22 protein-coding genes are annotated in these 21,851 nt (G+C 69.5%); 14 read left to right on the top strand and 8 right to left on the bottom strand.

Features of this window, described 5'->3' with window-relative positions; genetic code table 11:
• Positions 1-360: 360 nt before the first annotated feature.
• Positions 361-1,146: a MipA/OmpV family protein gene (locus ABDW59_RS05235; protein WP_343628455.1), complete on the top strand. Its 786-nt coding sequence runs from the start codon at positions 361-363 to the stop codon at positions 1,144-1,146.
• A gap of 56 nt (positions 1,147-1,202) precedes the next feature.
• Complete coding sequence (locus ABDW59_RS05230; RefSeq protein ID WP_343628454.1) at positions 1,203-2,318, top strand: sterol desaturase family protein; 1,116 nt, start codon at positions 1,203-1,205, stop codon at positions 2,316-2,318.
• A gap of 25 nt (positions 2,319-2,343) precedes the next feature.
• Here ABDW59_RS05230 and ABDW59_RS05225 read toward each other — a convergent pair whose 3' ends face one another.
• Together ABDW59_RS05225 and ABDW59_RS05220 are read right to left on the bottom strand one after the other, a co-directional pair.
• Complete coding sequence (locus ABDW59_RS05225) at positions 2,344-3,120, bottom strand: FadR/GntR family transcriptional regulator (RefSeq protein WP_343628453.1); 777 nt, start codon at positions 3,118-3,120, stop codon at positions 2,344-2,346.
• 72 nt (positions 3,121-3,192) lie between these two features.
• Positions 3,193-4,350: a hypothetical protein gene (locus ABDW59_RS05220; RefSeq protein ID WP_343628452.1), complete on the bottom strand. Its 1,158-nt coding sequence runs from the start codon at positions 4,348-4,350 to the stop codon at positions 3,193-3,195.
• 422 nt (positions 4,351-4,772) lie between these two features.
• On the opposite strand from ABDW59_RS05220, the gene ABDW59_RS05215 reads away from it, so the two are divergent.
• Entirely contained in the window at positions 4,773-5,819 is a 1,047-nt protein-coding gene (locus tag ABDW59_RS05215) for an alpha/beta hydrolase (RefSeq protein ID WP_343628484.1), read from the top strand.
• 176 nt (positions 5,820-5,995) lie between these two features.
• On the opposite strand, the gene ABDW59_RS05210 is transcribed toward ABDW59_RS05215, so the two are convergent.
• Positions 5,996-6,463 (bottom strand): DUF4148 domain-containing protein, encoded by a 468-nt coding sequence (locus ABDW59_RS05210; protein WP_343628451.1) that lies wholly within the window; start codon positions 6,461-6,463, stop codon positions 5,996-5,998.
• Between the two features lie 265 nt (positions 6,464-6,728).
• On the opposite strand from ABDW59_RS05210, the gene ABDW59_RS05205 reads away from it, so the two are divergent.
• The gene (locus ABDW59_RS05205) at positions 6,729-8,063 is read left to right on the top strand and encodes a 3-oxoacyl-ACP reductase (RefSeq protein ID WP_343628449.1); all 1,335 of its coding nucleotides are present in this window, start codon (positions 6,729-6,731) and stop codon (positions 8,061-8,063) included.
• 40 nt (positions 8,064-8,103) lie between these two features.
• Here ABDW59_RS05205 and ABDW59_RS05200 read toward each other — a convergent pair whose 3' ends face one another.
• The gene (locus tag ABDW59_RS05200) at positions 8,104-8,259 is read right to left on the bottom strand and encodes a DUF3309 family protein (RefSeq protein ID WP_343628447.1); all 156 of its coding nucleotides are present in this window, start codon (positions 8,257-8,259) and stop codon (positions 8,104-8,106) included.
• A 332-nt stretch (positions 8,260-8,591) separates the two neighbouring features.
• Between ABDW59_RS05200 and ABDW59_RS05195 the strand changes: the two genes are divergently transcribed.
• The gene (locus ABDW59_RS05195; protein ID WP_343628446.1) at positions 8,592-9,068 is read left to right on the top strand and encodes a hypothetical protein; all 477 of its coding nucleotides are present in this window, start codon (positions 8,592-8,594) and stop codon (positions 9,066-9,068) included.
• Positions 9,069-9,074: 6 nt separating this feature from the next.
• Positions 9,075-9,377 carry an RES family NAD+ phosphorylase gene (locus ABDW59_RS05190; RefSeq protein ID WP_343628445.1) on the top strand — a complete coding sequence of 101 codons (303 nt, stop codon included), beginning with the start codon at positions 9,075-9,077 and terminating at the stop codon, positions 9,375-9,377.
• A 20-nt stretch (positions 9,378-9,397) separates the two neighbouring features.
• Here the strand turns inward: ABDW59_RS05190 and ABDW59_RS05185 are convergent, their stop codons facing one another.
• Positions 9,398-10,285 carry a LysR family transcriptional regulator gene (locus tag ABDW59_RS05185; RefSeq protein ID WP_343628444.1) on the bottom strand — a complete coding sequence of 296 codons (888 nt, stop codon included), beginning with the start codon at positions 10,283-10,285 and terminating at the stop codon, positions 9,398-9,400.
• Between the two features lie 138 nt (positions 10,286-10,423).
• Between ABDW59_RS05185 and ABDW59_RS05180 the strand changes: the two genes are divergently transcribed.
• From ABDW59_RS05180 to ABDW59_RS05145, 8 genes are all read left to right on the top strand, one after another.
• Positions 10,424-11,131 (top strand): substrate-binding domain-containing protein, encoded by a 708-nt coding sequence (locus tag ABDW59_RS05180; RefSeq protein WP_343628443.1) that lies wholly within the window; start codon positions 10,424-10,426, stop codon positions 11,129-11,131.
• A 33-nt stretch (positions 11,132-11,164) separates the two neighbouring features.
• Positions 11,165-11,848, top strand: a complete 684-nt coding sequence (ligK, locus tag ABDW59_RS05175; protein WP_343628442.1) for a 4-carboxy-4-hydroxy-2-oxoadipate aldolase/oxaloacetate decarboxylase — start codon at positions 11,165-11,167, stop codon at positions 11,846-11,848.
• Between the two features lie 43 nt (positions 11,849-11,891).
• Positions 11,892-12,953 carry a tripartite tricarboxylate transporter substrate binding protein gene (locus ABDW59_RS05170; protein ID WP_343628441.1) on the top strand — a complete coding sequence of 354 codons (1,062 nt, stop codon included), beginning with the start codon at positions 11,892-11,894 and terminating at the stop codon, positions 12,951-12,953.
• Positions 12,954-12,955: 2 nt separating this feature from the next.
• A complete protein-coding gene (locus tag ABDW59_RS05165; RefSeq protein ID WP_343628439.1) occupies positions 12,956-13,879 on the top strand; it encodes a DUF1932 domain-containing protein in 924 nt (307 codons plus the stop codon).
• Between the two features lie 93 nt (positions 13,880-13,972).
• The gene (locus ABDW59_RS05160) at positions 13,973-14,968 is read left to right on the top strand and encodes an amidohydrolase family protein (protein WP_343628438.1); all 996 of its coding nucleotides are present in this window, start codon (positions 13,973-13,975) and stop codon (positions 14,966-14,968) included.
• A 10-nt stretch (positions 14,969-14,978) separates the two neighbouring features.
• Positions 14,979-15,377 carry a protocatechuate 4,5-dioxygenase subunit alpha gene (ligA, locus tag ABDW59_RS05155; protein WP_343628437.1) on the top strand — a complete coding sequence of 133 codons (399 nt, stop codon included), beginning with the start codon at positions 14,979-14,981 and terminating at the stop codon, positions 15,375-15,377.
• A complete protein-coding gene (locus ABDW59_RS05150) occupies positions 15,374-16,267 on the top strand; it encodes a class III extradiol dioxygenase subunit beta (protein ID WP_343628436.1) in 894 nt (297 codons plus the stop codon). The genes ligA and ABDW59_RS05150 overlap by 4 nt, the downstream gene beginning before the upstream one ends.
• Positions 16,264-17,229, top strand: a complete 966-nt coding sequence (locus tag ABDW59_RS05145; protein WP_343628435.1) for a Gfo/Idh/MocA family oxidoreductase — start codon at positions 16,264-16,266, stop codon at positions 17,227-17,229. Before ABDW59_RS05150 ends, ABDW59_RS05145 begins: the two co-directional genes overlap by 4 nt.
• 88 nt (positions 17,230-17,317) lie before the next feature.
• Here ABDW59_RS05145 and ABDW59_RS05140 read toward each other — a convergent pair whose 3' ends face one another.
• From ABDW59_RS05140 to ABDW59_RS05130, 3 genes are all read right to left on the bottom strand, one after another.
• Positions 17,318-18,919: a DHA2 family efflux MFS transporter permease subunit gene (locus tag ABDW59_RS05140; protein ID WP_343628434.1), complete on the bottom strand. Its 1,602-nt coding sequence runs from the start codon at positions 18,917-18,919 to the stop codon at positions 17,318-17,320.
• Positions 18,916-20,166, bottom strand: coding sequence for an HlyD family efflux transporter periplasmic adaptor subunit (locus ABDW59_RS05135; protein WP_343628433.1), 1,251 nt, complete (start codon positions 20,164-20,166; stop codon positions 18,916-18,918). Before ABDW59_RS05135 ends, ABDW59_RS05140 begins: the two co-directional genes overlap by 4 nt.
• A 118-nt stretch (positions 20,167-20,284) precedes the next feature.
• Positions 20,285-21,763, bottom strand: coding sequence for an efflux transporter outer membrane subunit (locus ABDW59_RS05130; protein ID WP_343628432.1), 1,479 nt, complete (start codon positions 21,761-21,763; stop codon positions 20,285-20,287).
• Positions 21,764-21,851: the final 88 nt, after the last annotated feature.

Genomic DNA, 21,851 nt, shown 5'->3' with positions numbered 1-21,851 from the left:
TCTCCGGCGCGGTCGTCGTGAACCCCTTACTGCTTGCCGGAGAAGGCCCGGATGATAGGCCGATGGTCACTTGCGTCGCCCCCTCTCTAGGGGGAACCCGTAGGAGGGACCCTGGAAACACTTGTGTCCAGAAGTTGCAAGTTCAGCTTGTCACGACCCTGACGTATTTTTGGCGGTGCTTTGAGGGCTGCCGGCACTGTCAAGTAGGTGCGGACGCCCGAAGTTGTGGCGGTGGCTGACTTGTTTGTGTCAGGTCCCCGCCAGCTTCGCGACAAGCTCGCTTCCTAGAATCGCGCAATTGTTTCCGCCATGCATCGCTCAGCCCGACCCCGCTCACCCTCCCATGGAACCGCCCTGGCGGTGGCCGCGGCCGCTGTCGCGTTGGCGCTGGGCGCCGCGCCGGCTCATGCCGCTGGCAGCCTGGTCCTGATGGACGCGCCGCCCGCCGAGTCCAGCCTGTCGGCCGGGGTCTCGACGCGCAGCTGGCCGTCCGCGCCCGGTGGGCGTGCACGCAGCAATGACCTGCTGCCGGCGTTCGAGTACTTGAACCCCAACGGCGCTTTCGTCTCCACCGACCTGGGCGTCGGCTGGAACCTGGTGCCGCTGCTGGCCAGCGCCGAGACGGCCAAGACCTGGCAGATCGGGGCGCGGCTCTGGCCACAGTTCGGACGCCCCAGCCGGGTGACACCCAAAGGGGTGGACCGGCTGGGCTCGCGGGTGACCACCGAGGCCTTCGCCAACGTGCAGGCGACCGACTGGCTGGTGCTGCAATCGGGTGCGTCCTGGGGCAGCGGACGGCGCCACGACGGCGCGCAGTTGGAGATCGGCGCCACCTCCGGCATCCCCATCGGGGACGACCTCATCGCGGTGACCGTCGCCGGCACCGCGGCCAACGCCGCCCACCTGCGCAGCAGCTACGGCATCGGTCCCGCCGAGTCCCGCGCCAGCGGATTGCCCGTCTGGCGGCCGAACGCCGGCTGGATGGACTGGAGCATCGCCCTGAGCGGCGAGCACAAGTTCAACTCGCGCTGGTCCGTCAGCGGCCAGTGGCTCAACGCGCGGCTGGTCGGCGACGCCGCGCACTCGCCGCTGACGCAATCCCGCTCGCAGCAGAGCTTCAGTCTCAGCCTCTGGCACAAGTTCTGAGCCCGGGCCGCTCTCTCTCCCCGTCGTCCGCCCCTCTGACCCGCCACGTCGCCCCCATGCATCGCGTCCTCCTCATCGCCGTCCCGCTGTTCGGGCTCTGCATCGCGCTCGAATGGCTGTGGGGCCGGCTCAAGGGCCGCGACAACTACCGGCTGGCCGATTCGCTGAGCAGCCTCAGCCAGGGCCTGATGAGCCTGGCGGTGGCGGCCGTCACGCCGCTGTTCCAGAACGGGCTCTATCTGATGGCGCAGCCCCACATCGCGCTGGTCTCGCCCTCGGTGTGGGACGGCTGCTGGGGCTTCGTCGTGGCCATCGTGCTCTACGACTTCTGCGATTACTGGTTGCACCGCGTCAGTCATGAGAGCGCCCTCTTCTGGGCGGCTCACACCGTCCATCATCAGAGCGAGCATTTCAATCTCACCACCGCCTTGCGCCAGGAGAGTTTCTACGCGGTGATGGGCACGCCCTTCTTCCTGCCCATGGCCTTGCTCGGCATCCCGGCCGAGCAATACGCCGCGGCGGGGCTGTTCGTGCTGCTGTACCAGTTCTGGATCCACACCGAGCACGTGGGCCGGCTGGGCTGGCTGGACCGGATTTTCTCGACGCCCTCCAACCATCGCGTCCACCACGCGGTCAATCCGGGCTATCTGGACAAGAACTACGGCGCGGTGCTGGTGATCTGGGACCGGATGTTCGGCACCTTCGTCGAGGAATCCGAACCCTGCGTCTATGGGACGGTGAAGCCGCTGCACAGCTGGAATCCGCTGTTCGCGGTCGGGCAGTTCTACGGGGAGCTGTTCCAGCGGATGCGGGCGACGCCACGCTGGAGCGACAAGCTCAAGGTGCTGTTCAAGTCGCCGGGCTGGGCACCGCCGGGCTTGAGCTTCAACGCCGAGCCCGATGCCGAGCGGCTGCGCCAGCCCCGCTTCGATCCGCCGACGCGGCCGCTGGACCGGTGGCGCGCACTGGGGCTTTTCCTGGTCACGGCCGCCGCGGCCGGCGCGTGGATGGGCCAGAGCGACGACCTGGGCGAGGCTCGGAACCTCGTGGCCGCGGCAGTGGTGGTGGCGGGCTTGTATGGCGTCGGTGCGCTGTTGTCGCGCCGGGGCGGCTGGCCCATCCTCGTGATCGGGCTGGCGCTCAACGCGGCCTTGCTCACCGTGATGTGGTGAGGCCCCGCTCGAGCCCCGAGCGGACTCAGCGCCGGGTGCCGGGCTTGGGCGACGAGGGGCCCTCGACCTCGATGGATTCGCGCAAGTTGTCCGCGACTTCCTGCAGCTGCACCAGCGTCGCCTGACGCGCGCCCAGCGGATCCTTGTCGCGGATTGCGTCGAGGATGGCCTCATGGCGGGGCAAGGCGCGCTCATGCGCGTTGGGCTGCTTGCCGCTGATCAGGATGGACTCGCGCAGCGCCATCGACAGCATGTTGCCGATGTAGGCGACCAGATCGTTGTTGGTCGCCTCGGCGATGTGGCGGTGGAACGCGAGGTCCGGCTCCAGCATCTGCTCGATGCTGCCGGCCTGGGCCATCAGCGCATAGTCCTGCGCGATGCGGCTGACCTGCTCGTCGGTGGCGGCACGGGCGGCCAGCGCGGCGGCGGCGGGCTCGAAGATGCGCCGCACGTCCATCAGCGTGGCCTGGAACTCGCGCTGCGGCTTGGCGGAGATCAACCAGCACAGCACGTCGGGATCGAGCAGATGCCACTCGGTACGCGGCCGCACGATCGCGCCGGAGCGCTGACGCGACACGATCAGCCCCTTGGCCGCGAGCACCCGGATGGCCTCCCGCAGCACCGGTCGGCTGACGTCGTAGCGATCCAGCAGCTGGGACTCGGCGGGCAAGCGATCACCCGGCTTGAACTCCCCAGCGACGATCGCCAGCCCCAGCTCCCCGACGATGCGGGTGTGCATGCTCTTGCTCTCCGTGTCGCGAGAGCGGGCGCTGTAGGTCGACGAAGGAGGGAGCGGGGTCATGGGGGCGGGAGCCTAACACCACTTGGGACGGCTCATCCTCCATGAGGGACCGCAAGAGGACATGCGTCCACTCTAGACACCGGTTCCCCGCTCCGCCATGACTTGAACCAGTGAGGCTTCGCCCGGATCCGCCTGGATCTTGCAATCCGCTGACTGGTTCCTGGAAGCGGCATCCACCTGCGCCGCCAGATGCAGATTCACCCGCACCGCCGTCCACGCGGCGCGGCCCTGCGCATAGAGCCGCCCGTTCGCCGCCTCCACGATCTCGTGCTCGCCCCACACGCCGCGCTCACCGAGCTCCGGCACCGCGTCGACGATCGCCTGCGCGGCCCTGGTGTGGGCGGCGTCGTTCGAATCCGCCCGTCCGCGCTCGCACAGCCACTCGCTGTCGCGCGCGTAGTCGACGCGGCCATGACCGCGCGGCAGCTCAGGCTCGACCAGATCCGCCGCATGCACCGACGCATGGTCGCCGTAACCCAGCGACGGCATGCCGCCCAGACGCCGATGCAGTTCCCGCTCCAGGATGGGCAGTCGACTGCCGATCGCCGCCTGGGCGCCATTCGCCCCGCGCGGCTGCGCCGGAAAGCTGTTGCCCATCACCACCAGTCGCGAGGACGGACTCGCGGTCCACAATTGGTCCAGCATGTCCCGCGCGATGCCCGCGCAGCCCAGCAGCCAATCGCGCTCGATGCCCAGGTCCACCATCACCACGGCGCGCTCCGGCGTCTTCATGGTCCGCAGCGCCGCCAGCACCGGCTCGAGCCGCGCCCAGCGCCCGCGCACCCGGAACACCACCAGCCCGAAGTCCTCCTCGATCGCGCGGGCCTGACGCGCCGTCTCCCGCTCCGCCTCGCGATCGACCACCCGGCCCACACGATGCTCCGCCAGCTGCACCACCGGCACCGCCTGCCGGCATCCGGCCGCGAACTCGCGCCAGGCGCGAAACCCGTCCGACGGATCCAGCAGACGCGGCAGCAGCTCATCGCGATCGCCACCTCGCTCGTTGGAGGGCGGCAGCTCGATCAGATGCGGCAAGCCCTGCATCACCTCGGCGGCGCGACGCGCGGCGCGCTTCAGATCCGGCGGTCCGTCGGGCAGCGCCATCAAGCTCATCAGCGGCAGCATCCGCGACTTGCGCAGCTTGTCCAGCTCCCGCAACGCGCGCAGCTCGGGCGGTCGCGTGCGCAGCGCCGGGAAATAGACGATGTCCTCCAAGGGCCAGTCGATCATCGGAATCCTCTCTCGCCGAGAACCGCTCCCGCAGCCTCGACCCTGGTCGGTGCCGGTCGCCCCGCGCGACCCGCTGCGCGCAGGCTAGGAACAGCGCCCGCGCAATGCCATGGGGCGCTTTGACGAAGGTCAGAGAAATCGCATGTCGCCGCCTGTCGCCGGCTTTGTATGTCCGTGTATCGAGGCCGCGCTCGCCGACATCGCGATGCGAATCGACCCGCTAGCCGACAAGCCACGGATACACGCGACGGGTCCACTGGCTTCCGTTCCCTCCACCACATCCGACCACCACCGCTCTCCGCGAGGCCGCCATGACTCTCCGATCCGACCGCGATCACGCCCCTTCCTCCGACCTCTCTTGGGATGCCGATGCCGGCACCGCCACTCGCCATGCCGCGCTTCCCCGCCGCGGCTTCCTCGGCATGGGCGCAGGCGCGCTGGCCGGTGCGGCGCTGACGCTAGGCGGACTGGCGCCGACCTGGGCGCGCGCGGCGGCCTCAGGCGATTCCGCAGGCAGCGGCGGCGGCGCAAACGCAACGAGTGACACGAGTGGCCGCATCACGATCGCCGCCGCCTTCGGCACGCTCAAGCACATCGATGCCGGCGAACTGCGCGTCGGCTATGTCGAGGCCGGCCCCGCCGACGGCCCGCCGGTGTTGCTGCTGCACGGCTGGCCTTACGACGTCCACACTTACGAGGAGGTCACCCCGCTGCTGGCCTCGGCCGGCTATCGCGTGATCGTCCCCTACGCGCGCGGCTACGGCACGACGCGTTTCCTGTCGGCGAGCACGGTCCGCAACGGTCAGCAAGGCGCGCTGGCGCAGGACACGATCGCGCTGATGGATGCGTTGCGCATGCCCAAGGCCATCGTCGCCGGCTGCGACTGGGGCGCGCGAACGGCGGGCATCCTCGCGGCCCTGTGGCCGGAGCGCTGCCAGGCGCTGGTATCGGTCAGCGGCTATCTGCTGGCCAACCGCAAGCTCAACGAGCAGCCTCTGCCGCCCGCGGCCGAGTTGCAGTGGTGGTACCAGTACTACTTCGCCACCGAGCGCGGTCGGCTGGGCTACGAGAAGTACCGCGCCGAGTTCTCGCGGCTGATCTGGCAGATTGCCTCGCCGCAATGGCGTTTTGACGACGCGACCTTCCGCCGCAGCGCCGCCGCCTTCGACAACCCGGACCACGTCGCCATCGTCGTCCACAACTACCGCTGGCGCCTGGGCCTGGCGGACGGCGAATCGCGCCATGACGCGACCGAAGCCCGCATCGCCGCGGGTCCGGTGATCGCGCTGCCGACGATCACGCTGGAGGGCGACGCGAACGGCGCACCGCATGTGAATCCGTCGGTGTACCGGGCGAAGTTCAGCGGCCGCTATGCCCACCGCGACCTGAGCGGCGGCATCGGCCACAACCTGCCGCAGGAAGCGCCACGCGAGTTCGCGCAGGCCGTCATCGACGTCACCAAGCTCTGAGGCGCTGCGCAAACAAGGCGGGGGGCCTCTTTCGAAGCCCCCCGTCGCCCGAGGTCGGATGACCTTCTACAGCTGGGTCCGGTCATCCACGACCGCATCCACGGTCCGCGTGATGGGCGCCGTCCCGGTCGAATCCATGCGGACCCTCGCGGCTGGCGTCAAGTCGCGCGAAGCGATCAAGGACGCGATGTATGCACCGCCTCGAACTCCGGCGCATAGCCTGATTCGCTCCACATCCGGTCCAGCGAGCCATCCTCGCGGGCCTGCTGGAGCTCTTCCATCACCTGAGCTCGCGACTTGCCACCCGCGGCGGGCGCCGCGAAGCGCAGATCAGCGTTGCTGCCTGCCGCCATGTCCGGCGACATCGTCACCGCCACATCGGCGTCAGCTTGATGGTTGGAGTACTCGACCGGCAATCCGCGTGCCTCATCAAAGTCGGGTGAATAGCCCTGCTCGGTCTGGATCTTGGCCAGAGAGCCGTCGGCCCGCGCTTGCTCCAACTCGGCAACGACCTGGTCACGGGACTTCGGCCCGGAGAGCACTTCTTCCTCGACCTGCGCCATCGCTGGCACGCTGAGCGCGGCGGTCAGCGCAGCCACGCCGATGGGAATCGACAAACGATGCAGGGAACGCAGGGTGGTCATGATGAACTCCTTGTGTTGAAAGTCGTCTGCACACGAGCGCCCTCTCAATCGGGAGTACAGAGGGGCTCGCTGCGTCGGCGCGCGTTTCAAACGCCTTGGGAACGACTCTAAGCCTGTGACTTCGACCTGAGCCGCACAGGGCGATGACCGTTTTGTCATGTGGCGGTCGAATGAAGAACGTGGCGCGATCCCGCGTCCGCCCTCGCTCTCCTACACTGCGCGCCGTCCACCGCCCTGCCGCGCCCGCCGCGCCCGCCGCTCCACCATGACCGATCGCCTGCTCTCCTTCGTCCAACATCCGCTCGGTCGCCGCGTGGCGCGCGCGCTCGGCCTCCCGCAGCCGGTGCGACTGCTGCGCCGTCAAGACGCCTGGTCGGACAAGGAGCTCGCCGGACGCGCGGTGCTCGCCATCGCGCCGGGCAGCGCGGAACCCCTGCCCTCGCTGCTGGCGGCGATCGTGGCGCAAGGCGCCGGCGCCAGCGCGGGCGGCAGCGTGCAATCGCTGGTGGTGGACGCGACGGGCTGCCGCGATGTCGCCGCGCTGCGAGCGCTGTTCGAGCAGACGCAGCTCGCGCTCTCACGGCTGCGGCCCGGCGGGCGCGTCCTGGTGCTGAGCTCCTCCGTCGCCGTCGACGCGTCCGAAGCGGCCTGTCTGCATGCGGTGCGGGGTTTCGTCCGCGCGCTGGCCAAGGAGATCGGCCGTCGCGGCGCGACCGCGAACGCGCTGGTACTGCAAGAAGGGGCGGCCTCGCAGGCGTCGCTGGAGGCGGCGCTGCGCTTCTTCGCCACGGATCGCTCGGCCTACGTCTCCGGGCAGGTGCTGAACTGGCGCAAGACCGACGAGCCGATGACGCCGTGCGCCGCCGACACGCAGACGCCCCGCGTCGCGGTGGTCACCGGCGCGGCCGGCGGCATCGGCGCCGCGACGGCCCGCCGCTTGGCGCTCGACGGCCTGCGAGTGGTCTGCGTCGACGTGCCGGCCGCGCGTCATCCGCTGGAGGCGCTGGCCCAGGAGATCGGCGGATCGCTGCTGACGGTGGACCTCGCCGGCGCGAGCGCGGCCGACGAGCTGGCCGATGCGCTGCGCCGGCTGGGCGGCGTGGACGTGCTGGTCCACAACGCCGGCATCACGCGCGACCGCACGCTGGCGCGCATGAGCGCGGCGGAATGGGATTCGGTGATGGCGGTGAACCTCTCGGCCATCCTCGCGATCGACGCGAAGCTGGACGCGGCGGGCTTGCTGAATGCAGGCGCCAGAGAGATCTGTCTCTCTTCGATCAGCGGCATCGCGGGCAACGCGGGCCAGACCAACTACAGCGCGACCAAGTCGGCCTTGATCGGTTATGTCGCGGCGCGTGCCACCGCGCTCGACGGGCGCGACGCGACCATCAACGCCATCGCGCCGGGCTTCATCGAGACGGCGATGACCCGCAAGATGCCGCTGATGGTGCGCGAGGCCGGACGGCGGCTCAACGCGCTCAAGCAAGGCGGCACGCCGGCCGACGTGGCCGAGGCGATCGCCTTCCTGGCGACGCCGCCCTCGCGTCCGCTGACGGGTCAGGTCTTGCGGGTGTGCGGGCAGTCCTTGCTGGGGGCGTGAGCCCTGCAAGGACTGGTGAGGGTCGTGAGGGCCGTGCGGACTAGATGCGGCCCATCAGCAGCAGGATCACCAGGATCACCACGATGAGGCCCAGGCCGCCGCTGGGGTAATAGCCCCAATTACGGCTGTGCGGCCAGGTGGGCAGCGCGCCGAGCAACAGCAGGATGAGGACGACGAGCAGGATGGTGCTGATCATGCGGATCTCCGAAGTCTTGTGGATCGGTGCCGCGTCATGGGAATGACGCGGGGTTCATGACCCGGACACGGCAACCGGGGTGCCCGCTGGCGAACTGACGCCATGCGGACGAATGGCCGCGTTTCTCCCCCTTTCGTGGTCCCTCCTCGACGCACCCCTCGGGGCGATGCGCGCGTGCCCGGCATTCGGGAGGATGACGGCATCGCTCGGGAGTTTGCGGCGCGTCAAAGGTGCTTCGGATTCCCGGGGCGACCCCCGCCGGCCGGCTTGTTTCAGGGCCGTGGCGGCGCCAGGATTTCAGCCTTCACCGCTCACGAGATTGGACGCCCACCATGCAACTCGCCGACCGATTCCTGATCGACTCCTCTCTTCCCCCTTCCCTGCGCGTCAGCCCACCCGGTTGCCCCCGCATCCCTCTGCCCTTCCATACCAACAACCTGACGCCACAGCAGCGCTTCGATCAATGCAATCAGGATCGCAGTACGGAGCCCGACATGTACACGGTGGCCCAGACCGCTTCCATGACAGGCTTGACCGAGAACGAGGTCCGGACGCTGATCGACGCCGGTCGCGCCATCGCCGTCGCAACGCCCGAGGGGGAGCTGCGACTGCCGTACTGGCAGTTCTTCGACCCGCTGTGGAGTTATCTGCCGGACATCAGGAAGGCATTGCGCAGCACCAATCCTTGGAGCTTGCTCATCTTTCTTGACGAAGCACCGGGTTGCCTGATGGGCATGACGACGCGGACGGCCATCGAGCGCGGACATCTCCGCCACGTGCTGGTCTATGCCGAGTGGGGGGACCAATGATTCACCATGAAGATCTCCGACTTTCCCGGCCTCCTGCCCTATGCACTGCCGCTCGCTCACTTTCCGGTCCTTCAATCCGAGCGGCGAAAGGAGACGCGTCAACTGGCGGAGGAACTGGAACAGCAGGGCGTCGATGGCCTGATCTATCGTTCGGCTCAGCAGGGGGAACATGACTGCGTCATCCTCTTCGACCCACCGGAGTCGCTCTTCAAGCTGCTCTGGCGTTCCGCGCTGAGCGATATCGCCGGCAGCGGCGGCGCGTGGTCCGCCGTCGCCAGCCAAGGCGCTCGGATCCCACCGAAAGGCTGACATGCAGGCCCCCGACGATCTCAGCGCGCCTCCCCCACCATCCTCATCAACACCCCCGCCGTCCGCTGCATCAAGGGCGTGGCGCGCTTGCTGGTCGGCGTGACCAGGCACAGCGTGCTCTGGATGTCCGCCTTCGCGAAGGGCGTGGTGACCAGGCGCTCGGGTTTCTCGTAGATCTTCAGCGCGTCCTCGCCCAGCGCCGCATGACCGATGCCGGCCGCGACGCAGTCCAGGATCGCCGGCACGCTCGCCACCTCCCATTGCACATCCAGCTGCACGCCGGCCATCGCCGCCGCCTGCTCCATCAGCGAGCGGAAGATGTGCCCCCGCTGCGGCATGACCAGCGGATAGCGCGACAGCTGCGGCAGCGTCGGCGGCCGCGCAGGCGCCTGATCGCGCGGGCTCACCAGGCACAGGCGCTCGCGGCGCAGCGGCAGGATCTCCAGCGCGGGCACGGGCTCCGGGTTGTAGACCAGCGCCAGATCGGTCCGCCCGGTCAGCAGCCATTCGGTCAGGTGGACCGAGAAGCCCTCCATGATCGCCAGCCGCGCCTGCGGCATCTCAGCCCGGAACGCGCGGATCAGCGCCAGCGTGTGCAGCCGCGCCAAGGTGGGCGGCATCGCGATCGTGATCTGCCCGACCGGCTCGCTGCGGCGCGCGCGCAGGTCGTCCTTGGCATGGCTCACCAGATTCAGGATGTCCTGTCCGTGCTGCAGCAGCCGCTTGCCGGGCTCGGTCAGCTGCACGCCGCGGCCGTTGCGCAGCAGCAGGGTCTCGTGCAGCTCCGTCTCCAGCGCCCGCACCTGCCGGCTCAGCGCCGGCTGGGCCACGCCCAGCACCAGCGCCGCCTTGCTGAAGCTCCCATGCTCGGCGACATGGACGAAGGTCTCGAGTTGCGTCAGGTTCATGGGCGCCGATGCTCGCATGAAGTCGCCGGAATCCGCCATCCGGGCCATGCCCGATCGGAATAGCAGCTAGTGGAAGCTAGAACTGGATCGTTTGATCGCGCCGGACCAGAATCCGCCGCAATTCGACAGGACCGCACCGTGATCGCTCCCCTCGCCGGCATTTCCTCGATGGCCACCCGCGCGTTGCTCGCCGAGCTCGCCGCCGCCTGCACCGCCGAGCTCGGCCTGGAAGTCCGCATCGAGTCCGTCGGCGGCGTCGACGCCGCCCGCCGCGTGGAGGCCGGCGAGTCCTTCGACCTGGTCGTGCTCGCGGCTGACGCGATGGAGCGGCTGACGAAGGCCGGCCATCTGCGGCCAGGATCGCTGCGCGCAGTAGCCGACTCGGCGATGGTGATCGCGGCGCCCGAGGCCGGCGCGTCAGGCCGCTCGCATCCTGATGTTTCCACCGCCGACGCGCTGCGCGAGGCCCTCCTTCGAGCGAGCGCCGTCGGCTACTCCACCGGCCCCAGCGGCACCGCGCTGCTGAAGCTGATCGACGCCTGGGGCTTGACCGAGGCGCTGACCGGCCGCCTGCGCCAGTCCCCGGGCGGCGTGCCGGTCGGCCGCATGGTCGCGCAAGGCGATGTCGAGCTCGGCTTCCAGCAGCTCAGCGAGCTCCAGCACCTGCCCGGCGTCGCCGTGCTCGGCCCCATGCCCAAGGGGTTGGAGATCGTCACCCGCTTCAGCGCCGCCGTCGCCGCCAACAGCGCCGAGCCCGCCACCGCCCAGCGCGTCGCCGACTTCCTGGCCGATGCCCGCCACGACGCGCTGCGCCGCCGGCTTGGCATGTCCACGCCCTCGGCCTGAATCCCCATCCTCCCCGTCTTCAAGGAATCCGCCATGTACGAACTCGGCGTCGTCTACCGCAACATCCACCGCGCCGACCGGATCGCCGCCGACGCGCTGCAGCACTTCGGCGTCGCGACGGTGCACGAGGCGCAAGGCCGCGTCGGTCTGCTCAAGCCCTACATGCGGCCGATCCAGCGCGGCGTGGCCGTGTCCGGCACGGCGGTGACCGTGTTGCTGCAGCCCGGCGACAACTGGATGCTGCACGTCGCCGCCGAGCAGATCCAGGAGGGCGACGTCGTCATCGCCGGCGTCACCGCCGAGTGCACGGACGGCTACTTCGGCGACTTGCTCGCGACCTCCTTCAAGGCCCGCGGCGCGCGGGCGCTGATCATCGACGCCGGTGTGCGCGACGTCCGGACGCTCAACGAGATGGGCTTCCCGGTCTGGAGCAAGTGCATCTCCGCCAAGGGCACGATCAAGGCGACCTTGGGCTCGGTGAACATCCCGGTGGTCTGCGCCGGCGCGCTGGTGCACCCTGGCGACGTGATCGTGGCCGACGACGACGGCATCGTCTGCGTCCCCGCCGCAGCGGCCGCCCGCACGCTGGAGGCCGCCGCCGCTCGCGAGGCCAACGAGGGCGCGAAGCGGGACAAGTTCGCGGCCGGCGTGCTCGGCCTGGACCTCTACAAGATGCGCGAGCCGCTGGCCCAGGCCGGCCTGCGCTACATCGATTGATCCCATCCCTATAACAACGGAGACAACGACGATGACCGCGACGATGACCGCTTCCCTTCCCGCTGATGCCCCTACGCCCAAACGCCGCGCGGCGCTCGCGCAAGGCCTGACCCTCGCCGCGGCCACGGCCGCCGTGATGCTCGCCGGCTCGGCCTTCGCGCAGGGCGCCGCGTCCGGCGCGGCGGCCGCCGCCACAGCCACCGACTGGCCGACCAAGCCGGTGCGCATCATCACGCCCTTCCCGGCCGGCGCCGGCCCCGAGACCGTCGCCCGCGTGGTCGCCGAGAAGCTGTCCAAGAAGTGGGGCAAGCCGGTGATCGTCGAGAACAAGCCCGGCGCCAACGGCTTGCTGGCGATCGACGCCTTCAAGCGCGGCGCCACCGACGGCCATGACCTGATCCAGCTGGACAACGTGCACCTGGTCGTCTATCCCGGCCTGTTCAAGAAGCTGCCCTACGACCCGGTGAAGGACTTCGACCCGATCGCACCGCTGTTCAAGACCTACTTCTTCGTCGCCGTCGCGACCAACAGCAAGTACAAGACCGTCGGCGACATCGTGGCCGACGCCAAGGCCCATCCCGGCGCCCTGAACTACGGGTCCTGGTCGGTGGGCAATCCGGTGCACCTGGGCGCGGCGCAGCTCGAGGCGATGACCAAGACGCAGATGCAGCACGTGGTCTACAAGGAGACCTCCATGCTCTACACCGCCGTGTCCAACGGCGAGCTCAACTTCGCGCTGGGATCGGTGGCCACCGCTGGCGCGCTGCAACGGGCCGGCCGCCTGAAGTTCATCGCGGTGACCGCGCCCAGGCGCCATCCCGGCTTCCCCGACATCCCGACCGTCACCGAATCGGGCGGGCCCGCCGGCTACGAGGTCACCGGCTGGACCACCATCGCCGCGCCGCGCGGCCTGCCCAAGGCGGTCCAGGAGAAGATCCAGCGCGACATCGAAGCCGCCTTGGCCGAGCCCGACATCCGCGAGCGCTACGCCACCTTCGGCTATGACGTGTTCCCCACGACCAAGGAGCAGTACCAGGCTTTCATCGCCAGCGAATCGGCCAAGTACACCGAGCTGATCAAGCGGCTGAACATCTCGCTGGACTGACCATGAGCGACGCCCTGCGCATCGGCCTGATCGGCTATGGCGAGGTCGGCCGCATCCTGGCCGAGGACCTGCGGGCCGCCGGTCACGCGGTGCTCGCCTATGACCTGAAGTTGGAGTCACCCAGCGCCGACGCCGACACGATGCGCGAGCACGCCGTCCGCTTCGGCGTGACGCTGACGGCCTCGGGCGCGCTGGTGGCCTCGCCGTCGGACCTGGTCGTCAGCGCGGTCACCGCGAGCCAGACACTGGACGCGGCGCGCGCCTGCGCCGCCGGCCTGAAGCCGGGCGACTTCGTGCTCGACTTCAACTCGGCCTCGCCCGCCGTGAAGCGCCAGGCCGCCGAGGCGGTGCACGCCCATCGCGGCCGCTACGTGGAGGGCGCGGTGATGACCAGCGTCCCGCCCTATCGGATCCGGGTGCCGCTGCTGCTGGGCGGCCCGCATGCGCAGGCGGTGGCCCCGCTGCTGGAGCGGCTCGGCTTCGCGGCGCGCGTGGGCAGCGCCGAGCTGGGCGTCGTCAGCGCGACCAAGATGTGCCGCAGCGTGATGATCAAGGGGCTGGAGGCCATGGTCATCGAGAGCCTCACCGCCGCGCGCCATTACGGCGTCGAGGACGCGGTGCTGGCCTCGCTGCAGGAGACCTTCCCCGGCATCGACTGGCAAAAGCAGGCGAGCTACTTCTTCCAGCGCGTGATCCAGCATGGCCGTCGCCGCAGCGAGGAAGTTCGCGAGGTCGCCGAGACCGTGCGCGACGCCGGCCTCACGCCCTGGAGCGCCGAGGGCACCGCCGAGCGCCAGGCCTGGATGGCCGACCTGGCCGAGGACGGCCTCTTCGGCGAGCGCGGCGATCCCGCCTTCGGCCGCAGTCCCGATTGGCGCACCGAGGCCGACCGCCTGCTCGCGCATCTGAACCGGCGCAAGTCCTGACCCCGGAACAGGTATCGCATCGCGCCCGCTCGCCCCGACTCGCGCCCCAGCTCCTCTGACACGTCCCATTCATCGCATCGAGAAGGACCCACGATGACGCTCTCCACCACCGGCGGTTTCGAGAAGACCCCGGGCTGGCTCGACTGGTACCAGGGCCCGTCGCGGCCGCGCTTCCAGCTGCCCGACGGCGCGGTCGACGCGCACTGCCATGTCTTCGGCCCCGGCGCCGAGTTTCCCTATGCGCCCGAGCGCAAGTACACGCCCTGCGACGCCAGCAAGACGCAGCTCTTCGCGTTGCGGGACCGGCTCGGTTTCACCCGCAATGTCGTGGTGCAGGCGACCTGCCATGGCGACGACAACCGCGCCATGGTCGATGCCTGCCGGGCATCGGGCGGACTGGCGCGCGGCGTCGCCACGGTGCGCCGCAGCGTCACCGACGCCCAGCTCGAGGAACTGCATGCGGCCGGCGTGCGCGGCGTGCGCTTCAACTTCGTCAAGCGCCTGGTCGACTTCACGCCCCGCGACGAGCTGCTGGAGATCGCCCATCGCGTGAAGGCGCTGGGCTGGCATGTCGTCGTCTACTTCGAGGCGCCCGACCTGCCCGAGCTCTGGGACTTCTTCTCGACGCTGCCCACCACCGTCGTCGTCGACCACATGGGCCGGCCCGACGTGAGCCAGCCAGTGGACGGGCCGGCCTTCGCGCTCTTCCTGCGCTTCCTGCGCGAGCACCCTTTTGTCTGGAGCAAGGTCACCTGCCCGGAGCGCCTGTCCGTCAGCGGTCCGCCCGCGCTGGACGGCGAGCCCGAGCCCTACCGCGACGTCATCCCCTTCGCGCGCCGCGTGGTCGAGGAGTTCCCTGATCGTGTGCTCTGGGGCACCGACTGGCCGCACCCCAACCTCAAAGGCCACATGCCCGACGACGGACTGCTGGTCGACGTGATCCCGCGCATCGCGCCGACGGACGATCTGCAGCGCCGCCTGCTGGTCGACAACCCGTTGCGGCTGTATTGGCCCGAGCTCGCCGGCGGGCCCGGGGCCGTCGCCGTGGGCAACGGGGCCGCCTCGGTCGCGTTGCCCTCGTCGCCCTGAGGAGTTTGAGATGTCACTCGACAAGCCGTACCGGGACATTCCCGGCACCACCATCTTCGACGCCGACCAGGCGCGCAAGGGCTACTGGTTGAACCAGTTCTGCATGTCGCTGATGAGGGCCGAGAACCGCGCCCGCTTCAAGGCCGATGAACGCGCCTATCTGGACGAATGGGCCATGACCGAAGCGCAGAAGCAGGCCGTGCTCGCGCGCGATCTGAACGCCTGCATCCGCGAGGGCGGGAACATCTATTTCCTGGCCAAGATCGGCGCCGCCGACGGGCGCACCTACCAGCAGATGGCGGCCGGCATGACCGGCATGACCGAGTCCGACTACCGCGACATGATGCTGGCCGGCGGCCGGCATCCCGACGGCACGCCGCGCAACAAGAAAAAAGGGACTGCCGAATGAGCTCGCATGCGCGGATCACTGCCTCCGTGTACACCTCGCATGTGCCGGCCATCGGTGTCGCCATGGACCAGGGCCGCACGGCGGACCCGTACTGGGCACCGCTGTTCGCCGGCTATGAGCCCTCGCGCCAATGGATGGTCGACAACAAGCCCGATGCGATCGTGCTGGTCTACAACGACCACGCCAACGCCTTCAGCCTGGACATGATCCCGACCTTCGCGCTGGGCACCGGCGACCGCTACGAGCCCGCCGACGAAGGCTGGGGCCCGCGCGCGGTGCCCCCCGTCCTCGGCCACGGCGCGCTGGCGGCCCACATCGCGCAAAGCGTGATCCAGCAGGATTTCGACCTCACGCTGATCAACCGCATGACGGTGGACCACGGCCTGACGGTGCCGCTGTCGCTGCTCTTCGGTCCGCAGCGCGCCGACGCGCCCGGGTGGCCCTGCCCGGTCATTCCGCTGGCCGTCAACGTGGTGCAGTACCCGGTGCCCTCGGGCCGACGCTGCTTCCAGCTGGGCCAGGCGATCCGCCGCGCGGTCGAGAGCTTCGACGAGCCGCTGAACGTCCAGATCTGGGGGACCGGCGGCATGAGCCATCAGTTGCAGGGACCGCGCGCGGGCCTGATCAACCGCGAGTGGGACAACGCGTGGATGGACCGTCTGATCGCCGATCCCGCCGGTCTGGCCGAGATGCCGCATGTGGACTACGTCCGCGAGGCCGGCTCCGAAGGCATCGAGCTGGTCATGTGGCTGATCGCCCGCGGCGCCATGAGCGACCTCGCCGGTGGCCCGCCGCCGCGTGTCGCGCATCGCTTCTATCACGTGCCCGCGTCCAACACGGCCGTCGGTCACCTCGTTCTGGAAAACATCCCCAAGGAGTCCCCCCAATGACTGATCCCCTGCGCATCGCCCTCGCCGGCGCCGGCGCCTTCGGCCAGAAGCATCTGGACGCGCTGAAGCTCATCCACGGTGTGGAGGTCGTCTCGCTGATCGGGCGTGAGCTCGACAAGACCCGCGAGACCGCCGCCAAGTACGGCGTCGGCCATGTCACCACCTCGCTGGAGGAGTCGCTCGCGCGGCCCGACGTGGACGCGGTGATCCTGTGCACGCCGACGCAGATGCATGCGGGCCAGGCGCTCGCGTGTCTGAACGCGGGCAAGCATGTGCAGGTGGAGATTCCGCTGTGCGACATCCTGGCCGAGGGTCGCGAGGTCGTGCGGCGTCAGCGCGAGACCGGATTGGTCGCGATGTGCGGCCACACGCGGCGCTTCAATCCCAGCCATCAATGGATCCATCGCCGGGTGCAGGCCGGGGAGCTGCGCATTCAGCAGATGGATGTCCAGACCTATTTCTTCCGGCGGACCAACACCAACGCGCTGGGGCAGGCGCGCAGCTGGACGGATCACCTGCTGTGGCATCACGCGGCGCATACGGTGGATCTGTTCGCGCATCAATGCGGCAGTCCGGTGGTGCAGGCGCATGCGATGCAGGGACCGATTCATCCGCAGCTGGGCATCGCGATGGACATGAGCCTCCAGCTCAAGGCGGCTAACGGCGCGATCTGCACGCTGTCGCTGTCCTTCAACAACGACGGGCCGCTGGGGACCTTCTTCCGCTACATCGGGGATACAGGGACCTACATCGCGCGCTATGACGATCTGGTCGACGGGAAGGATCAGAAGATCGACGTGTCCCGCGTGGATGTCTCGATGAACGGGATCGAGCTGCAGGATCGGGAGTTCGTGGCGGCGATTCGCGAGGGACGGGAGCCGCAGGCGAGCGTGGCGCAGGTGCTGCCGTGTTATGAGGTGCTGGATGGGTTGGAGAGGCAGCTGGGCGCGGATGCGCGGTAGAGCTCGAAGACCCTCTCCCCTGCCCTCTCCCGCAAGCGGGAGAGGGAGTTACTGGCACCGAGCGCCTACGCAGGCGAGGGAGTGACGCTCAATGCGCGCCACCTGCGTCCACCGGCGCGCCCATCTTCGGCGGCCGCTTGGTCAACCAGACGAAGGCGATCAACACGATGAACAGCACCGCCGACGCCAGGAAGATGTCATCCGCCGCCCGCGTGAACGCCTGCTGATCCACCAGCCGGTTCAGATACGCCAGCGCCTGGTCGTGGCTGAACCCCGTTCGCTGCAGCGTCTCGATGGCCGCCGTCTCCGCCGGATCCCCCAGCGACAACCGCTCCGCCAGATGATGGTGATGCAGCGTCGCCCGGTTCTCCCACAAGGTGGTCGAGATCGACGTCCCCATCGCCCCCGCCGTGATCCGCACGAAGTTCGACAGACCCGCCGCCGCCGCGATCCGATCCGGCGTGATCCCCGACAAGGTCAGCGTCGTCAGCGGAATGAAGAAGAAGGCCAGCGCCCCACCCTGCAGGATGGTCGGGATCATGATGGTCCCCAGGTCGGTGTCCGTGGTGAACAGCGACCGCATCCCCAGCACGATCGCGAACATCACGAAGGCGAAGCTCGCCATCATCCGCGGATCCCAGACCGCGACCTTCTTCCCCACCACCGGTGACAGCAGGATCGCCAGCACACCCACCGGCGCCAAGGCGAAGCCCGCCGCCGTGGCGGTGTAGCCCATGTGCTGCTGCAGCCACAGCGGCAGCAGCACCACGTTGCCGAAGAACAGCCCATAGGCGATCGACAGCACCGCCGCCCCGAACAGGAAGTTGCGCCGCGCGAAGAGTCGCAGATCGACGACCGGATGCTTCTCCGTCAGCTCCCAGACGATGAACACCGCCAGGCCCACGACCGCGAGCACCGCCAGCACGATGATCTGGTTGGACTCGAACCAGTCCAGCTCCTTGCCTTTGTCCAGCATCACCTGCAGCGAGCCCACCCACAGCACCAGCAGCGCCAGCCCGACGGTGTCGATCGGCAGCTTCTTGATCGGGGTCTCGCGATGGCGGTAGATGCTCCAGGTCAGGCCGGCCGCGAACAGCCCCACCGGCACGTTGATGTAGAAGATCCACGGCCAGGTGACGTTGTCGGTGATCCAGCCGCCCAGCAGCGGCCCGACCACCGGCGCGACCAGCGTCGTCATCCCCCATAACGCGAGCGCCGTGCCCGCCTTGTGCTTGGGATAGCTCGACAGCAGCAGCGTCTGGGACAGCGGGATCATCGGCCCCGCCACCAGCCCCTGGAACACGCGCGCGGCCACCAGCATCTCCAGCGAATGCGCGAAGCCGCACAGCCAGGACGCCAGCACGAACAGGAGCACGCTAGTCGTGAACAGCCGCACCGCGCCGAAGCGTTGGGTGAGCCAGCCGGTCAGCGGCACCGAGATCGCGTTGGCGACGCCGAAGCTGGTGATGACCCAGGTGCCCTGCACGGGGCTGACGCCCAGGTCGCCGGCGATGGCCGGCAACGACACGTTCGCGATGGACGAGTCCAGCACGTTCATGAAGGTCGCCAGCGACAGCGAGATGGTGCCCAGCACCAGCGCCGTGCCGGTCAGCGGCGCCGGCCCGGCCTGAGGCGGCGCGGCGGCCGGTGCCGGGGCCGGGGCCGCATCCGAGGTGGTGGTGTTGCTCATTGCACGCGCGTGGACGTCGAGGTCTTGGCGGCCGCCTTGCCCAGGTTGGCCGCGATGATCTTGTTCACCTGATCATCGGCCGCCTTCTCCTGGGCGTCGAAGATCGTGGTCTGCAGGCGCGGCGCGCTGGCGCCGGTCGCGGCGGCCAGCATCTGGCCGTCCTGGTCGCGGATGTCGACTTGAACGTCCATCGACAGGCCGACGCGCAGCGGGTGCTCCTGCACTTCCTTCGGGTCCAGCTTGATGCGGACGGGCACGCGCTGAACCACCTTGATCCAGTTGCCGGTGGCGTTCTGCGCCGGCAGCAGCGCGAAGGCCGCGCCCGTGCCCGCGCCCAGGCCCTCGACGGTGCCGTGGTACTCGGTCTTCTTGCCGTAGACGTCGGCTTCCAGCGTCGCCTTCTGGCCGATGCGCAGCTTGGCCAGCTGGCTTTCCTTGAAGTTGGCGTCGACCCAGACCTGCTGCAGGCCGACCACGGCCATCAGCGGCGCGCCGGCGGCCACGCGCTGGCCCAGCTGCACCGAGCGACGCGCGACCCAGCCGTCGACCGGGGCGATCAGCTCCGCGCGTTGCAGCGCCAGATAGGCCTGACGCAGATTCGCGGCGGCGCGCAGCACGTTGGGGTGCTCGTCGACCTTGACGCCGTCGGTCAGGACCTGGTTCGAGGCCAGTTGATCCTTGGCGGCCTGCAACGCCGATTGCGCGGCGGCGGACTGCGCGCGGGCGGCGGTCAGCTGCGCCTGCGCGTGCTCCAGCTCTTCCTTGCCGACGGCGCCGGTGGCGACCAGCGGCTGGCGACGGCTGACGTCGGCCTGCAGGCGGGCGGCTTCGGTCAGGCTGCGCTGCAGGTCGGCCTCGCGGACCTTCACTTGCGCTTCCAGGCCGCTGTTGTTGGCGTACAGGGTGCGGACCTCGCGGACCGTCTGGGCGAGCTGGGCCTGCGCCTGCTCCAGCGCGACGCGGGCGTCCACCGGGTCCAGGCTGACCAGCTTCTGGCCGGCCTTCACGAAGTCGGTGTCGTCGGCGTAGACCGCGCGTACCGTGCCGCCGACCAGCGGCGTGATCTGCACGACGTTGGCCTGCACGTAGGCGTTGTCGGTGGTCTCGTAGCGGCTGCCGACGATCCACTCGTAGCCGGCGTAGGCCAGGCCGGCGATGACGACGGCCGCGGCGATCAGGGTCAGGCCGCGCTTGCGGGTGCCGTTCTTGGCGGGAGCTTGCGTGTTGTTCTCGGGCGTTGCGCTCATGGTGGGCTCTGAGAAATGTTGTCTTGCGAGGATCGCGTGATTCGGTGTCGCGCCGGTCGCGGAGCGGTCCGGCGCTTCGGATGTCGGGGTGGCTGTCGGAGGGACGGTGCCGGCGGGGTCAGGTCTTGTCGGCCTTGGCGTCGGCTTTCGCGTCGGCCTGCGCGGCGGCGCGGCCCGGCTCGGCGTAGCCGCCGCCCAGCGCGCGCATCAGGTTGATCTGCGCGTCCACGGTCTGGGCGTGCAGGTCGATCTGGGCGCGCTGCTGCAGCAGCTGGCTCTGATGCGCGTTCAGCACCGCGATGCGGCCGGTCAGGCCGGCGCGGTGACGCTGATCGGCGAGCGCGAACTGGCTGTCGGCGTTGGCCGCCAGCGCGTCCTGCTGCTGCTGTTGCTGGCGCAGCGACTGCAGGGTCGCGACCTGGTCGCTGGCATCGCGCACTGCGTCGAGCACGGCGGCGTTGTAGCTGGCGATGGCCGCGTCCTGCTCGGCGGCGCTGCCGCGCAGGTTGGCGCGCAGGCGGCCGCTGTCGAAGATCGGCAGATGCAGCGCGGGACCGGCGCCGTACTGGCGGCTGCCGCTCTTGAACAGCTCGTCCAGGCCGATCGAGTTGAGGCCGATGAAGGCCGTCAGGCTGACGCTTGGATAGAACTGCGTGCGGGCGGCGCGGACGTCCTGGGCGCTGGCCTCGACGCGGGCGCGCGCGGCGGCCAGGTCGGGGCGGCGGCCCAGCAGGTCCAGGTGGGGCTCCTGCTGCCAGTCCAGCACGCGCGGCAACGCGGCATTCAGCGTGGCGGTGGCGCTCGGGCCCTGGCCGGTCAGCGCGGCGATCTGGTGGCGCAGCAGGGTCTGCTGCTCGCCCAGAACGACTTGCTGGCGCTGGATGTCGGGCAGCGGCGCTTCGGCCACGCGCAGGTCCTGGCCGTTGTCCAGTCCGGCGGCGCTGCGCTGGCGGACCAGGCTCAGGCTCTGGTCGCGCAAGGTCTTCTGCTGCTCCAGCAGACGGCTTTGCGCCTGGCTGCGGGCCAGGGCGACGTAAGCCTTGGTGACGGCGTTGGACACGCTCAGGCGCGCGGCGGCGGCGTCGGCCTCGGCGGCGCGGCGCTGGCCCAACGCGGCTTGCAGCGCGGCCTCATGCTTGCCGAAGAAGTCGAACTCGTAACTCAGGCCGGCCTGGATGTTGGCCAGGGTGCGCACGCTGCCGGCCAGCGGCGGCGGGTAGATGCCGTGCTCGGTGATGCGCTGGCGGGTGACGTCGGCCTCGAGCTCGGCGTTCGGGCGCTTGGCGGCCTCGGCGTTCTCGGTCAGCGCCGCGGCGCGCGCGATGCGGGCCCGCGCCAGCGCCAGGCTGGGCGAGTTGGCGATGGCCTGATCGACCAGCGCGTCCAGCTGCGCGTCGCCGAAGCGCTTCCACCATTGCGGGTCCAGCGCCTGGCTGTCGCCGGCGTCAAGGCCCAGGCGGGCGGCGGCCTCGGGGCCGTCGATGGGCGCGGCCGGGTCGGCCAGCTTGGGGATGGGCGCGCAGGCGGCGAGCACCATCAGCAGCGCCGCGCCCATGGCCAGGGCGAGCGTCGTGCGGTGAAGGGATCGGGAGCTCATGGGGCGGTCCTCGGGGATGTTGTTCTTGTGCACGGAGGGGATGAAAGAAGCGGGAGGATTTCGGGGGACGGGGCAAGGGCTCGCCGCG

This window comes from Roseateles sp., from assembly GCF_039595295.1.
Lineage (GTDB): Bacteria > Pseudomonadota > Gammaproteobacteria > Burkholderiales > Burkholderiaceae_C > Roseateles.
This window is presented reverse-complemented; position numbering and strand designations above follow the sequence as displayed.

Excerpts from the sequence above, each read along its gene's own strand:
- ABDW59_RS05230 (WP_343628454.1), top strand. The coding sequence starts at position 1,203 with ATGCATCGCGTCCTCCTCATCGCCGTCCCGCTGTTCGGGCTCTGCATC.
- ABDW59_RS05225 (WP_343628453.1), bottom strand. The coding sequence starts at position 3,120 with ATGACCCCGCTCCCTCCTTCGTCGACCTACAGCGCCCGCTCTCGCGAC.
- ABDW59_RS05220 (WP_343628452.1), bottom strand. The coding sequence starts at position 4,350 with ATGATCGACTGGCCCTTGGAGGACATCGTCTATTTCCCGGCGCTGCGC.
- ABDW59_RS05215 (WP_343628484.1), top strand. The coding sequence starts at position 4,773 with ATGGGCGCAGGCGCGCTGGCCGGTGCGGCGCTGACGCTAGGCGGACTG.
- ABDW59_RS05210 (WP_343628451.1), bottom strand. The coding sequence starts at position 6,463 with ATGACCACCCTGCGTTCCCTGCATCGTTTGTCGATTCCCATCGGCGTG.
- ABDW59_RS05205 (WP_343628449.1), top strand. The coding sequence starts at position 6,729 with ATGACCGATCGCCTGCTCTCCTTCGTCCAACATCCGCTCGGTCGCCGC.
- ABDW59_RS05200 (WP_343628447.1), bottom strand. The coding sequence starts at position 8,259 with ATGATCAGCACCATCCTGCTCGTCGTCCTCATCCTGCTGTTGCTCGGC.
- ABDW59_RS05195 (WP_343628446.1), top strand. The coding sequence starts at position 8,592 with ATGCAACTCGCCGACCGATTCCTGATCGACTCCTCTCTTCCCCCTTCC.
- ABDW59_RS05190 (WP_343628445.1), top strand. The coding sequence starts at position 9,075 with ATGAAGATCTCCGACTTTCCCGGCCTCCTGCCCTATGCACTGCCGCTC.
- ABDW59_RS05185 (WP_343628444.1), bottom strand. The coding sequence starts at position 10,285 with ATGAACCTGACGCAACTCGAGACCTTCGTCCATGTCGCCGAGCATGGG.
- ligK (WP_343628442.1), top strand. The coding sequence starts at position 11,165 with ATGTACGAACTCGGCGTCGTCTACCGCAACATCCACCGCGCCGACCGG.
- ABDW59_RS05170 (WP_343628441.1), top strand. The coding sequence starts at position 11,892 with ATGACCGCTTCCCTTCCCGCTGATGCCCCTACGCCCAAACGCCGCGCG.
- ABDW59_RS05165 (WP_343628439.1), top strand. The coding sequence starts at position 12,956 with ATGAGCGACGCCCTGCGCATCGGCCTGATCGGCTATGGCGAGGTCGGC.
- ABDW59_RS05160 (WP_343628438.1), top strand. The coding sequence starts at position 13,973 with ATGACGCTCTCCACCACCGGCGGTTTCGAGAAGACCCCGGGCTGGCTC.
- ligA (WP_343628437.1), top strand. The coding sequence starts at position 14,979 with ATGTCACTCGACAAGCCGTACCGGGACATTCCCGGCACCACCATCTTC.
- ABDW59_RS05150 (WP_343628436.1), top strand. The coding sequence starts at position 15,374 with ATGAGCTCGCATGCGCGGATCACTGCCTCCGTGTACACCTCGCATGTG.
- ABDW59_RS05145 (WP_343628435.1), top strand. The coding sequence starts at position 16,264 with ATGACTGATCCCCTGCGCATCGCCCTCGCCGGCGCCGGCGCCTTCGGC.
- ABDW59_RS05140 (WP_343628434.1), bottom strand. The coding sequence starts at position 18,919 with ATGAGCAACACCACCACCTCGGATGCGGCCCCGGCCCCGGCACCGGCC.
- ABDW59_RS05135 (WP_343628433.1), bottom strand. The coding sequence starts at position 20,166 with ATGAGCGCAACGCCCGAGAACAACACGCAAGCTCCCGCCAAGAACGGC.
- ABDW59_RS05130 (WP_343628432.1), bottom strand. The coding sequence starts at position 21,763 with ATGAGCTCCCGATCCCTTCACCGCACGACGCTCGCCCTGGCCATGGGC.